Source organism: Mucilaginibacter sp. R-33 (assembly GCF_049949235.1).
Lineage (GTDB): Bacteria > Bacteroidota > Bacteroidia > Sphingobacteriales > Sphingobacteriaceae > Mucilaginibacter.
This window is the reverse complement of record NZ_CP188089.1, coordinates 621,797-635,387: the sequence shown is the minus strand read 5'-3', so window position 1 is coordinate 635,387 and position 13,591 is coordinate 621,797. Positions and strand designations below refer to the sequence as shown.

The window sequence follows — 13,591 nt, the reverse complement described above, 5'->3', positions numbered from 1 at the left end:
TTTTATTTAATAAACAGGTTAATAACGGTTACTCCCGCAAGCCCTATAACAGAAACAAGCGTTTCCATTAACGACCACGATTTTATAGTATCCTTAATACTTAAATTAAAATACTCTTTATATAGCCAAAAACCCGAATCGTTTACGTGCGAAAATGCCAGGCTACCGGCCCCGATGGATAATACCATTAAATTGGGATTAATATGATTTTGCAAAACCAGCGGCGCAACAATGCCTGCAGCCGTTAGTCCGGCAACTGTTGCCGAGCCCAAACTAACACGGATAATAGCGGCTATCACCCAGCCTAATAACAGCGGCGGCAAATTAAACGATTGTAGTTGCGCTGCTATCTGGCTGCTTACACCGCTGGCGGTTAAAACTTCCTTAAAGGCGCCCGATCCTGCTATGATCAATAATATCAAGGCCACATCCTTCACCGCATCAGTAAAATTGCCTGCAAGCTGGCCCATGCTTTTACCTTGCTTTACACCTAAAGTATAGGTGGCAACCATAAGCGCTATTAACATAACGATTGATGGATCGCCAAGAAATGTGATAAACTTTGCTACACCCGGATCCTGTATGTTAAGGTAGGGAAAAAACGCAGTAAGCATTAAAAGCAAAACCGGCAATAAAGCTGTAAAAAAGCTATTGAACGCGCCGGGCAGCTTTTCGGCAGGTAATTCTTCAGCCCTGAAAGTAGCCAGCGGCTCTGACGGTATTTTTTTAAGAAATTGTGCAAAAACCGGCCCCGCCAATATAATAGCCGGAATAGCTATCATAAGCCCGTAAATAAAGGTGGTTGCCATATTAGCATGAAACAAGGCCACTAATGCCGATGGCGATGGATGCGGGGGCAAAAAACCATGCGTTACCGACAGCGAAGCCAGCATGGGTAAGCCTATATACACAGCCGGGAGTTTATACTTGTAAACTACAGAGAATATAAGTGGGACCATCAGCACGAAGCCAATACCATAAAACAGCGGAATACCTATAATAAACCCGGCTGCCACCAGCGCCCATTGAATATATTTTTCGCCTACGGCGGCAACAAGTACACCTGCTATTTTTTGCGCAGCTCCGCTCACAGCAACCAGCTTGCCCAGCATAGCGCCCAGGCAAATAATGATGAGCAACTGACCTAAAATATCACCCATGCCTTTTTGAACGGAAGCGGTTACCTTATTAATGGGTATGCCCAATAACAAACCTGCAATTATCGAAACGATGAGAAAGGCAATAAAAGGGTTTATTTTTACAAGGCTCACCAGCAAAACCAGTAAAACAATACAAAAAAAGATAGTTAACAGTACCATTAAGTTATAGGTTATGTGTGGCCAGCGGGCGTGCAACCTCAATATAGGGCACCTGCTGATGCCAACTAAAGTAATAACAAAATTTGAGTTTAGGATTTTTATATGGTAAAAGCTTTGATAACCGGTCTCAATCATCTATAAGCCTTTTAATTTTATCGTTTTGCACTTAAAAATAAGGGATTTGTGTAACTAACATACAACATGTTGTTATTTATAACATTGTTTCATTAATTTTATAAAAAATAGTTTTAATTTTGCATTAAAGTTTTATCCGATAAGATTAAACCCAAACCACTATTTTACAGGATACTGTAATTTTAACGCATACTTTAATACCTTTTCGGCATTTATTTCTTTAACTTTTATTATGGTAAAGCGTATTTTAGTATTGGACGACAATCAAGACATACTTGATATTGTTCATGAGACCCTTACTTATGAACAATTTGAAGTTAAAAGCACATCAATAAGCACCGATGTACTTCCGCTGATTGAGAGCTTTGAACCGGATCTTGTTATACTTGATTACCGGGTGGCTGGTACTAATGGCGGCGAAATTTGCCGAAACATAAAAGTACACCCTAAATTTGGCAATACTCCTGTTATTATATTCTCGGCCTACGTGAACAATGAAAATGAGCTCATCAGCTACGGGTGTGACGCAATAATCAACAAACCATTTGATTTGACCGAACTTGTTGAAAAGGTTAATAACCTGCTTTAAAAACGTAATCCCGACCTCATCGGTCAATTTACCTCCCCTTTGCACTATCCATTTAACCTTTATTTCATTCCTTTATTCTGCCAAACCGGGATAATAATTATAAAAAAAGCAAAGAAAGCGCTTTAAAGCTTCCTGCAATATAAATACAGCACATTTTTAACGCATAAATTGATTTAATTATCAATACTTAAACAGCACGGTTGAAATATTGGTAATTATTTTAACTTTGTTTGTACGTTAAAGCAAAATAATTAGTTAAATACAATAAGCCCCCGATTGTATTATGGTACTATCAATAAATCAACACGAGAAAACGGAAGTAAAAAAAACGGCGGTATGCCCAAAGTGCAAATCAGAGCTTGATAACCGTGTGCCCAGAGGCTTTTTTGTGAAAAAAGTTTTGTTTTTTCTCCCTTTAAAGAGGTACATGTGTTACAAATGCCAACGCAAGAGATACATATTACGATAATTAGTTTCATAAAAAGAAATCAATACTTACTTAAAAGTACTTTTCCTTTTTTTTCTTCTTTACCAATAATATAGATATTGTATTTTGGCTGCCTGTTATTTTAAGTTTGTGGAAGAAAACGAAGCCAAGTCAAAGAAAAGATATTATTGTTCAAAATGCGGAGCCCCTTATCACTTCCAGATGCGAAGGAGTTGGTTTTTGAAAAACGTCCTGTTTTTTATACCGGTCAGGAAATATTTTTGCGCAAAGTGCAAAAAGTCGGCTCACGTTTTCATCAAATAATTTTCAATTAACCAATTTCGGTGTATTGATATCCTGTTACTTCAAATAAACGCGAATAATCTGCGTTTATATCCTCCCTTACGCTGTTATTTTAGAGCCCTACCTTATTTGTATACAATAATATACTTATTGTATATCGTTATAAGTACAGAATTAAAGAGCGTTAGTTATAAAACCGCATAACATCCAAATTTGAATTAAAATAGTTACGTCTAATACTTGGTATAAAAATTGCTTAATGTTTCTCGATATTGTATAAAGCCATATCGCCATTGACTTTTTGCTGATACTTTTTTTAACAAATTACCTATGCGACGGATTTTAGCGGTGGACGACGACAAAGATATTTTAGAAATCATAAAATATATACTGGAAGATTCGGGCTATGAGGTTGATACCTTAACTGAAGGCAGAAACTTGTTTGACCGGATAAAGCAACACGAACCCGATTTAATTTTGCTTGACATTATGCTGGGCAATTTAGATGGCCGTGAACTTTGCAAGACCCTTAAAAACCAGCAGGAAACTAAAAACATACCAGTAATATTAATTTCGGCAAGCCATAATCCGGGTATACTCAGCCAAGCCGGTTCGCCCGATGATTTTATAGCCAAACCTTTTGATATTGATGTTTTGCTGAATAGTATAAACAGGCAGTTAAGAAGTGCCGCTTGATATACAGTAATGTCCGGGCAAAAAAACGGAGCAGGCCAATATTCACCTACCCCGTCAAATCAAAACAAAACTAAAAACTAAGTATTTATAGTAAATGCATTTTCCCGTTTAGCGCGGGTACGCAGCTTAAAGAAAATGACAAGGTTTAGGAAATGCATACCGCCCAATATTAAAATTATCCAGCCCACTTTATAACTCAATACCTCAACCACTACCTGCATACTGGCAATACTGCCATACTCCTTTAAGGCCAGGCTCATATAACCTATATTTACCAGGTAAAAGCCTACTACAAGCAGCTTGTTCACAGAATCGGCCAGTTCACTGTTGCCGTGAAAAATATCCACTAAAAATATACGCCCGTTTTTAAACAGTACTTTGGCCACCCATACTGTCAATGCTATGCTTGCCAACAGATAAATGACATAGGTTAAAATAAAGTAGTTCATAATATTAAAGATTTAGTTATTATTAATTATTTAGAATTTTCAGTAAAAATTGAAATTTATTTATAAAAAAATTATTTAAACACTTTCAGTATCGAACCAAAAAACCAGTTCTCTTCGGCCTTGAGCATGGTATCGAGTGTTTTGTTCGCATTGTTAGCCAGCTTATTTATATCAGTAACCGTGGTTTTAAATGCTTTATAAGCCGGATCTTTTGCATCGCCATTCACCCCGGCAAGTTGATCAAGTATTTTAATGATTGGTGTAAGCTCGCGCTTTTTGCGTTCTTCGGCAACACGGCGGGCAATAGTCCACACATCTTTCTCTGCGTAAAAAAACTCCTTACGCTCACCGGTTTTATGCTGCTTTTCAACCAAACCCCAGTCAATGAGGTCGCGCAGGGTCATGTTGGCATTACCGCGTGATATGCTCAACTCGGCCATCACTTCTTCAGTAGTTAAAGCCTCCGGCGAGATCATCAGCAAAGCATGTACCTGTGCCATGGTGCGGTTAATCCCCCACTCCGACCCCAGCTTACCCCAGGCCTCAATGAACTTTAACTTTGCCTCTGCCAATTCCATGCACAAATATAAATAAGTTTTTAAACTTTCAAAAAAAAATGAAAATTTAGGTTAGAGGGCAATGCGCTTCATTTACTTTGTTTAAAAAGGTAAAATAAATATCCACCAATCTTATTAACCTGTTTACCCTAAACACTTTGCTTTTTGCCACACTCATTGGAACTTCTATACTGTAGATTTTACATGGGTTAACCAGCAGACTCCTCGTCAGGCCGGTGTTATAAGCTAATAATTACCGAATGTTGATTGTATAATTTAGATTGCTGATATTGCCTGAGTGGAAAATGTTAAAATTGTCACCATAAATACATGGAAATGCGATGGCGAGTATCGGGTGCGCATGGGCATACTTGCCAAACAACTTAAACAACTAAAACCTCATGTTATAGCTTGCCAGGAATGTTTTTACAGCGAAGAAGCGAATGCCGATACCCTGAAATTTTTGGCTGCCGAATTAAATATGAACTATTGTTTTTTACCCGGCCGATCGAAAAAACGCCTGTTTGAAGGCGGGGTGGTTAACAGTACATCGGGCCTGGGCATATTATCAGTTTACCCGGTTACCGAAACCGGGAGTTTTGATTTACCTGTAGTAGCCGAAGATAACGACCGCAAAGCTTTCCGGGTAAACGTAAACCTGCCATCGGGAAAAATAGTTACTTTTACCACTACCCATCTTACACACCTGGGCCAACATAAAGGACTTAGAAAAGCCCAGGCCGAAGCGCTTGCGGATTTTGTTACTGAGGAAACCCCAAAGCCATACCACATTATTTGCGGCGACTTTAATGCCACACCCGATTCGGAAGCAGTTATGGCTTTCCGGGAATTATCTAAAGCTGCTGATTGTTATACCGAAGGTAATGGTACAGAACCGAGATACAGCCTTACGGACGCCTATTACAAAGCCAACAAACAGGTATGTGTTGATCAGATTTTCACTTTGCCCTTCCCTGGTACGGGTAATTACCCGCGGTTTATCGATTCGGCAGTGGTATTAAACGTGCCTGATGAAGAAACCGGCTTGTACCCGAGCGATCATTTCGGCATCGCCACAACACTTGTAATAAATTGACTTAACAACCTGCCGTCAATCGATAATTTTACTATTCAAAATATATAGCGGTTCAAATAATCCGCCCTTTTCATCCATAAAAAACCACCATGAGCAAGCTATTTTATGTTATTGGCGCATCCGGAGCAGGCAAAGACACCTTGATGAATTACGCCCGCAAGCAAATTAACGGATCGGAAAATGTGGTATTTGCACACCGGTATATTACCCGTCCGCCATTTTCTGGCAATGAGAACCACGTTAGCTTAACCAATGAGGAATTTGCATTAAGAAGCAAAGCCGGGATGTTTGCTTTAAGCTGGGGCAGCCACGATAAATACTATGGCATAGGCCAGGAAATAAACAACTGGCTTAATAAAGGCTTTAATGTGGTGGTTAACGGATCGCGCGAATACCTGCCCGTTGCACAACGGCTCTACCCCGATCTGATAGCGATATTAGTAACTGCGAGTCCCGAAGCTATTGCAAGTCGCCTGGTTGGGCGAGGACGGGAAAACACTGAAGAAATAGCCAATCGTATAGCCCGCACTGCCGAACTCAACACCAATCTCGAAAACTGCATCGAAATACAGAATGACGGCGCTATTGAACTTGCCGGGAACGAACTGGTAAATCTGATCTCGGTAACGGAAAAACAAATGGCTTAAACCTGCTTTACAAAGACAGAAGAGCGGACCAAATAATCGCTACCCGGTTTGGCACTCTTATATGCGGATGAAAACTATTGATGGTTCAATACATCGAAAGATTACTGCGTTGGTAATTGAGTAGATATTTTAGTTTTTTTGAACGCGACTCATAAAACACTGAAATATACTGAAAAAGGGGTATTTCAAGGAGAAAGTATTAAAGCTATTTTTAAAAAATATTTAGAAAAGTATTTAAATATCGAACCTAAACCCTATCAATATAAATTAGCCATCTGCCCTGAACAGCAAATGGCTTTTTCGTTTATATACAAATCTCAAATAATTGCTGCCAGCTATCGCAACGTAGCATAATTATAAAACTGCAACCTGCCGGTGCCTTGTACGGTAATAGTTTTTGTTTCAGTTGCGCCCTGGGCATTTTTGAGGGTGATATGTACCTGGTTATCTCCTTTTTGCAAAGGGATCCGTGCATAAGAAATATAAGCCGGCAGACTTTGCCAGTTACGGGTATCGGCTTTTTCGGATAGTAAGCTGTAAAGCTGAATGCCGTAACCAAGTCCTTCCAATAACCCGTTGGTTTTGCCATCACTTTTGGCAGCCGCACGTATTGAATATTCGGCTATCTTCTTCACCGCAAGGCGCGACAGGATCCCGCTCATCTCTTTTAATGCGCGCTGCTGCAAAGTTTTAAATGCCAGCTCATTAATATCTTCAGCTTTTACCAATGACGCGTCCTGATTATTAACAGAGATACTTGCGCTTGAATAATATGGCGTTTGCGCAACATATTTAGGAAATGCGACCCGTAGGCTTTCAACCGACTTGGTGTTCACCCTGTTCCTGTCGCCGTCGTAATTAAAGGGAATTACCAGGCCTCCGGCAACATCCGTAAAAAACAAGTCGCCGTTGCTGTTACGGATCAGGCTAAAAAACAGGTCGACCTGCGTTTTTACCGGGGCAAGGCCGTTCTCCCAAAAAAATATCAGCTCACCACCTTCCGATGGTTTTACAGGTTCATATTTAATGCCAAAGGTTGTTTCAAACTGGTCAGCTTCAGCTGTAAAGCCGTTCAGCTTTGCCGTGCGGATCACGTCTTCTTCCAGTTCAACGGGCATCGGGGTACCGTAATAAGTTTTATCAGGACTTTTAAGATAGATTTCCGCCGCGTTCCTGTATGATATAAATGCATTGTTTACATCGTTGTTACTTTCATACAACATCCCCTGCAACGTCAGCGAAAATGCGTCGTTTGAGTAACGGCTGTCTTTATTGTTATACTTATCGCCCTGTTCCTGAGCCTGTAAAGTAATACGACGGGCTTCAACAATTGCATCCTCTGTTTTATTCAGGTACAAATAATTGAGCGCCTTATAATAATGGATCATGAACTTTTCAAAATCCTCTCCTTTATACCTTTGCGATGCGGAATTAAGCAAAACGCCAACAGCGGCGTCAGATGCGCTGGTCAAACCTTCATCAAGCAACTGATCTGCCTGGTTAAAGTAGTTGTTACTATTTTCGTACTCGCCTTTTAAATGGCAGATCCTCCCCTTCTCCATCAGGTACAGGAGCTTATTTCGGGGCTTTTGAATGAGGCTGTTATTATCAAGCTCCTTCTCGGCCTGGGGATAGTTACCGGCCGATACATTTTTATAATAAGGAGCAACACTTTGATTATAGGTTGAACACGCCGATAAAAAAAGCATCAGCCCGATAAAAGAAAATACCCGGAGAATATGCGTACGTAAGTTGATCATTATTAAATGCAAACTGCCCCGAACACAGGCGTACCGTGTTCAGGGCAATGATGTTTACCAGCTTTAGTTTTTAACGTATTTGGCAATTTTCTTTTCGCCTATCCAAACCACTTCATTTGTCTGAATGTTGGTAAGCTCCAGATTTACCTGGTAGTAAACAACTTTTTGGCGTTTGTGCGAATCAACTATTGAATTGATTGAACCCTGCAGTATATAATCGGCACCGTTTTCCAGGCCAAATTTTTTCATGCTTGATACCGTAGCGTTTGTTTGCTGATCGGCCTTTTCGGCACGTAGCTCATCACGTTTTTTACCGCCCTGCACCAAACGTACTTTTTGCGATTGGATGAATGAGCTCTCAATATCGGTTAAGAATGTTTCGGCATCAATATGTTCGTGGCTTTTATTTTGTACAAAGCCAACTATAACTACCGGGCGTTTACCCTGGTGTTCGTTAAGGTGAGTATCTATCCAGTTAGCACCTAGAATTTTGCCGGTAAGCTCATCGGCTGCCATTCGTGCATCACTGTTATTCCAGTTGCCGCTAACATCAATAGTTTGGTCGGTGCTAACGCGTGTAACCTGCCTTGAACATGAGGCTATAAAAATCCCTGAAACTGCTAATGCAGCAACTGTTAAAATCCTGTTAAATTTCATTTGTAGTATATTATAAATTATGATGTGTTAGATTGATTGCTGCTTAATTTGTTACCAGCCAAAACCGATACCGATGCTTGTACGGCCGCCCCAGCGGCCACCATAATAGCCGCCCCAGCGATTGCCCCATCCATAGTTTAAAAATGGCGAATAAGAGTAGCCGCCATATAAGCCCCATGACGGTGAATAATCATAATATCCGTTCATGCGTTCCTCATGCCGCCACGCGCGGTTTTGGCGGCGGCGTTCCAGTTTGGCTTCATACCAATCGTAAGCTTTGTAAGTATTTTGTATGGTTACCCCGTGCAGGCTGTTCAGGGTATCGGCAACCCTGATATATTTTGCCTGGCTTTCCATGTAGCGTGGATTTTGATCGGCAACCAGCGATGCAGTTTCCTGGGCTTTTACGGCGCCACTAAACAAACCGCCTAAAAGCATCAAGCCTATCATAAAGATATTCCTTTTCATTGCGCTTAATTTAATAAGTAAAGTTACGTAAAATGCACTCCAAATATTACAGAGGCACCGGGCATAAACCGTTAAATTATGTTAATCGGGAGCATTTTTACTTAATTATGAACTGCAGTAGCACCATACAGCTTTTTCACCATGAAAATGGGCTGTATTATTATTGTCACTATCGGTCATCATGGCGCGTCATGATGATATATTCAAATACATTTATATAAAGCTAAAAGCAGAACGCACAAAGCCTAAAGCTTACATTCTGCTATTGACATTATTTAATTATTTCACGTAAATTAATTATTAGACGCTCTATCATATCATGAAAAAATCAACCTATACCCTGTTTATTATTGGCTTTGCTGCGATACTATCTGCCTCCGTTACCAACGCGCAAACCAAGCCCTTTAAACCCAAAGACCAGCAGTTATTTAACACCATCGCACACATGGATAGTGTAATGTTCAACGCCTTTAACAGCCGTGATTTAGAAGTGTTGAAAATACTGTTTGCGCCCGATGTTGAATTTTATAACGATGGCAAGGGCGTAACTGGTTATGACGGCACCATTGCCGGCTTTAAAGGAATTTTTGAAAACAAACAAGCCGCCGACCTGCGCCGCGACCTGCTTAAAGAAACGCTTGAAGTTTACCCCATGCCCGGCTTTGGCGCTATTGAAATGGGTACGCATCGTTTCACACATACCGAAAACGGCCAACCGGTAATCGGCCTGATGAAATTTGTACACATTTGGCAGTATAAGGACGGGCAATGGAAAGTGACAAGGGTGGTAAGTGTAGGACATTAATTATGCTAACAGATCCGTTAAGAGTTTTCAATCCTTATCCAAGCGCGGGGCTTTCGCAATATAACCCGCCAGTTCAGGCATTCGTGCTTGAACCGGCAATCGCGCCATTTTTGATTAATCACCAAGCCTCAAATCTCTTCAATACGAGCTCACATTGCTATAGTCAACATTTGTAATGCCGCTATAATCAGGCACAAACGTATTTTCGCTGCTGATGGCCATATCAAACTCAAACGACGCCGGATTAGGTGTGTTCAACAAACTGCCTTTGGGGATGTAAGGGAACAACTCACCATAAGTCAGGATCTGACTGTGGTTAACACGGCGGTAAATATACATACGGTGCAGGTCGCAGGGTTTGCTTAAACCGGCGGCACCTATCATCTGAATGGCGCTGCTCACCGTTTGTCGGTGGAAGTTAGCCACACGTACCTTTTTATCATCCACTACCAGGCCTTTCATCAGGCTTTTATCCTGTGTAGCCACACCGGTTGGACAGGTGTTCGTATTGCATTCCAGCGCCTGGATGCAGCCAAGGGCGAACATCATACCACGGGCACTGTTGCACATATCGGCACCGAGGGCAAAATTTTTGACCAGGTCAAAACCCGTGGCTACTTTTCCTGATGCTATAAGCTTGATATGTTTTTTAAGGTCGAACCCGGTCAGTGCGTCATAAACAAAAGCCAAAGCCTCGCGCAACGGCATCCCCACCGAATTACTAAATTCCAGCGGGGCAGCGCCAGTGCCGCCCTCGCCCCCATCAACAGTAATAAAATCGGGAGTAATGCCAGTTTTAACCATGGCCTTGCAGATGGCTAAAAATTCGCTTTTATGGCCTACACACAATTTAAATCCGATTGGCTTGCCGCCTGAAAGATCCCGAAGCTTTTGAATAAATACCATCAGCTCCAATGGATTGGTGAATGCGGTATGATATGGCGGTGAAACCACATCCTCCCCCATCTCCACCAGCCTGATCCGCGCAATTTCAGGTGTGACCTTGGCAGCGGGCAATATCCCCCCATGACCAGGCTTTGCTCCTTGCGACAGCTTGATCTCGATCATTTTCACCTGTGGAAGCACCGCCCGTTCGGCAAAGGCATCGTAGTTTATAGTACCATCCTTATGGCGGCAACTGAAATAGCCGGTGCCTATTTGCCAAATGATATCGCCGCCTGGTTGCAAGTGGTAATCACTCAATCCACCTTCGCCGGTGTTATGGGCAAAGTTATCCAGTTTTGCACCGCCGTTAAGGGCCAGTATGGCGTTCATACTCAACGAACCAAAACTCATAGCCGAAATATTGAATACGCTGGCCATATAAGGCTGTGTACAGGCCGCCCCGCCAACCTTTACACGGGGATCCATATTTAATTGATGGTGATCCATAGCGGCGATGCTGTGGTTAAGCCATTCGTAGCCGTTATCATATACATCAAGCTCGGTACCAAAGGGACGGGTGTCATCAACCTTTTTGGCTCGCTGGTAAATTACGCTCCTGTTTTGACGGTTAAAAGGCGTACCGTTGGTATCGCTTTCAATAAAGTACTGGTATATTTTGGGCCTAAGTTCTTCCATCAAATACCTCAGATGGCCAAACACCGGGTAATTGCGCACAATGCTATGCTTAGGCTGCACCATATCATAAAAACCGATAAGATATACCGGCCCCATGAACAGGAACGACCATGCAGCGGGTGGCCAGATGACAGTCCACAAAGCAAGCATACTGAATATGATAAAGAACGAAACAACGAAGAGCTTTCTCATGGATAGTTAATTTTATATGAGCGGCTATTAAGTTTGATAAAAATAGATTTATAATTTAAACAATAGGGCAAATTTGTGGTTAAGAAACTTACTCAATGTCGTTTTAAAGTCACAAAGTAAAAATAGATGTTTAAACATCTATTTTTGTACTTATATTTGTATCAACAAAAAAGAAATAAAAATCATGGCAACAGAAACAGCAACAAAATGGGTTATTGACCCTATGCACTCAGAAGTACAATTTAAAGTTAAACACCTGGTTATTTCAACCGTGAGTGGTTTTTTCAAAAGTTTTAACGGTGAGTTATTAACTGATAATGATGATTTTGAAAATGCTGAAATTGATTTCTCTTTAGATATCAACAGCATTGACACCAATCAGACACAACGCGACGAGCACTTGAAATCGGCCGAATTTTTTGACGCCGAAAAATATCCTCAGATCACTTTCAAATCAACTTCATTTACCAAAACTGATGATGAAGAGTACGAACTGAAAGGCAACCTGACCATTAAAGATCAAACTAAACCGGTAACCCTTGATGTAGAATTTGGTGGCTCGGCTGCTGACTTTTATGGCAACACCAAAGCTGGTTTCGAGATCAGCGGCAAAATTAACCGTAAAGATTTCGGCTTAACCTGGGATGGTGTAACCGAAGCAGGTTCAATTGTAGTTGGCGAAGACATTAAATTGTTGATCAACATCCAGTTCACTAAACAAGCTTAATTGTTTTAATACTGTTGCTGTGTTTTAACTTTTAAAATGCCGCTGTTGTTAAAGGATCCCAACAACACGGCATTATTGAAACAGCAAAACAGGTTAAAATTTAAATAGCAAAGCCATTCTGATTTAATCGGGATGGCTTTGTTTGTTATGAACCAACCAAACTTACGAAGTTTTAAAAACTTCGTAAGTTTTCCGCATTACAGTATAAATCATCGCAAACACATGATTTAAAGCGCGTTTAAGCCTCATTTTTAAACTAAGTAGCCTTATATTTGTTCTTATACTTATGCTAATTAAAATATATCCCGAAAACCCTAATCCAAAGGCTATTGAGCAGGTGGTGGAGGTGTTAAAAAAAGGCGGCCTCATCATATACCCTACCGATACCATTTATGGTTTGGGTTGTGATATTACCAATCACCGCGCTATTGAGGCTATTTGTAAGATCAGGAATATCAAACCCGAAAAGGCTAATTTCTCATTCATTTGCTACGACTTGAGCCATATCTCTGACTATATCAAACCCATTGACAATACTACTTTCCGTGTACTGAAAAAGGCATTACCGGGGCCCTTTACATTCATATTCAATGCCAGTCATATGGTGCCCAAAATGCTAAGCTCCAACAAAAAAACGGTTGGTATCAGGGTGCCCGACAATAATATAGCCCGCGAAATTGTGCGTGTGTTAGGTAATCCGATACTTTCTACATCTATAAGGGACGACGACGATATTATCGAGTACTCAACCGATCCGGAGCTGATCCACGAAAAATATGAAGACCTGGTGGATATTGTGATCGATGGTGGTTATGGCGACAACATCCCATCAACCATAGTTGATTGCACTACCGGCGACTTTGATATTGTTCGTGAAGGTAAAGGTGATTTGGAGTTGTATTTGTAATACACTACATCTGCTTTAGCTATGTTGTATGGCGGGCGCGTTAGATTGTAGTGAAAAGCCCACAGCGCGAGGTGGTTATCGAGGGTAGGAAGGGCGAGGACTTGTAACGAAAAATCCGGGCGCAACGCCATGGTTGAGAGATAAGTGATATAATTAAAACCATCATTGCGAGGAACGAAGCAATCGCACGGAAGCATAGCCGTCCTGTAATCCATCGCAATCACTACCACTTCATTACGAGGCACGAAGCAATCGCGAACTGTACTGGGTGTCCTT

At 41.3% G+C, this 13,591-nt stretch carries 14 protein-coding genes; 7 read left to right on the top strand and 7 right to left on the bottom strand.

Features of this window, described 5'->3' with window-relative positions:
* Positions 1-2: 2 nt before the first annotated feature.
* Positions 3-1,319: a gluconate:H+ symporter gene (locus ACP26M_RS02905; RefSeq protein WP_176628342.1), complete on the bottom strand. Its 1,317-nt coding sequence runs from the start codon at positions 1,317-1,319 to the stop codon at positions 3-5.
* Between the two features lie 367 nt (positions 1,320-1,686).
* Between ACP26M_RS02905 and ACP26M_RS02900 the strand changes: the two genes are divergently transcribed.
* A complete protein-coding gene (locus ACP26M_RS02900; RefSeq protein ID WP_274987560.1) occupies positions 1,687-2,043 on the top strand; it encodes a response regulator in 357 nt (118 codons plus the stop codon).
* Between the two features lie 1,060 nt (positions 2,044-3,103).
* Entirely contained in the window at positions 3,104-3,469 is a 366-nt protein-coding gene (locus ACP26M_RS02895) for a response regulator (protein WP_426585995.1), read from the top strand.
* Between the two features lie 77 nt (positions 3,470-3,546).
* On the opposite strand, the gene ACP26M_RS02890 is transcribed toward ACP26M_RS02895, so the two are convergent.
* Complete coding sequence (locus ACP26M_RS02890; RefSeq protein WP_426585993.1) at positions 3,547-3,918, bottom strand: hypothetical protein; 372 nt, start codon at positions 3,916-3,918, stop codon at positions 3,547-3,549.
* 71 nt (positions 3,919-3,989) lie between these two features.
* A complete protein-coding gene (locus ACP26M_RS02885) occupies positions 3,990-4,496 on the bottom strand; it encodes a GbsR/MarR family transcriptional regulator (protein ID WP_426585991.1) in 507 nt (168 codons plus the stop codon).
* A gap of 277 nt (positions 4,497-4,773) precedes the next feature.
* Between ACP26M_RS02885 and ACP26M_RS02880 the strand changes: the two genes are divergently transcribed.
* Together ACP26M_RS02880 and phnN are read left to right on the top strand one after the other, a co-directional pair.
* Positions 4,774-5,571, top strand: coding sequence for an endonuclease/exonuclease/phosphatase family protein (locus ACP26M_RS02880; RefSeq protein ID WP_426585989.1), 798 nt, complete (start codon positions 4,774-4,776; stop codon positions 5,569-5,571).
* A gap of 89 nt (positions 5,572-5,660) precedes the next feature.
* A complete protein-coding gene (phnN, locus tag ACP26M_RS02875) occupies positions 5,661-6,218 on the top strand; it encodes a phosphonate metabolism protein/1,5-bisphosphokinase (PRPP-forming) PhnN (RefSeq protein WP_426585987.1) in 558 nt (185 codons plus the stop codon).
* A 335-nt stretch (positions 6,219-6,553) separates the two neighbouring features.
* On the opposite strand, the gene ACP26M_RS02870 is transcribed toward phnN, so the two are convergent.
* From ACP26M_RS02870 to ACP26M_RS02860, 3 genes are all read right to left on the bottom strand, one after another.
* Positions 6,554-7,978 (bottom strand): COG3014 family protein, encoded by a 1,425-nt coding sequence (locus ACP26M_RS02870; RefSeq protein WP_426585985.1) that lies wholly within the window; start codon positions 7,976-7,978, stop codon positions 6,554-6,556.
* Positions 7,979-8,041: 63 nt separating this feature from the next.
* Entirely contained in the window at positions 8,042-8,635 is a 594-nt protein-coding gene (locus ACP26M_RS02865) for a penicillin-binding protein activator LpoB (protein ID WP_426585983.1), read from the bottom strand.
* Positions 8,636-8,686: 51 nt separating this feature from the next.
* Positions 8,687-9,103: a hypothetical protein gene (locus ACP26M_RS02860; protein ID WP_091174405.1), complete on the bottom strand. Its 417-nt coding sequence runs from the start codon at positions 9,101-9,103 to the stop codon at positions 8,687-8,689.
* Between the two features lie 319 nt (positions 9,104-9,422).
* Here ACP26M_RS02860 and ACP26M_RS02855 point away from each other — a divergent pair, with 319 nt between their 5' ends.
* Positions 9,423-9,908, top strand: a complete 486-nt coding sequence (locus ACP26M_RS02855) for a nuclear transport factor 2 family protein (protein ID WP_426585981.1) — start codon at positions 9,423-9,425, stop codon at positions 9,906-9,908.
* Positions 9,909-10,046: 138 nt separating this feature from the next.
* On the opposite strand, the gene ACP26M_RS02850 is transcribed toward ACP26M_RS02855, so the two are convergent.
* Positions 10,047-11,681: an FMN-binding glutamate synthase family protein gene (locus tag ACP26M_RS02850; RefSeq protein ID WP_426585979.1), complete on the bottom strand. Its 1,635-nt coding sequence runs from the start codon at positions 11,679-11,681 to the stop codon at positions 10,047-10,049.
* 184 nt (positions 11,682-11,865) lie between these two features.
* On the opposite strand from ACP26M_RS02850, the gene ACP26M_RS02845 reads away from it, so the two are divergent.
* Together ACP26M_RS02845 and ACP26M_RS02840 are read left to right on the top strand one after the other, a co-directional pair.
* Positions 11,866-12,408, top strand: a complete 543-nt coding sequence (locus ACP26M_RS02845; RefSeq protein ID WP_090533071.1) for a YceI family protein — start codon at positions 11,866-11,868, stop codon at positions 12,406-12,408.
* A gap of 286 nt (positions 12,409-12,694) precedes the next feature.
* The gene (locus ACP26M_RS02840; RefSeq protein WP_090533076.1) at positions 12,695-13,315 is read left to right on the top strand and encodes an L-threonylcarbamoyladenylate synthase; all 621 of its coding nucleotides are present in this window, start codon (positions 12,695-12,697) and stop codon (positions 13,313-13,315) included.
* Positions 13,316-13,591 lie beyond the last annotated feature (276 nt).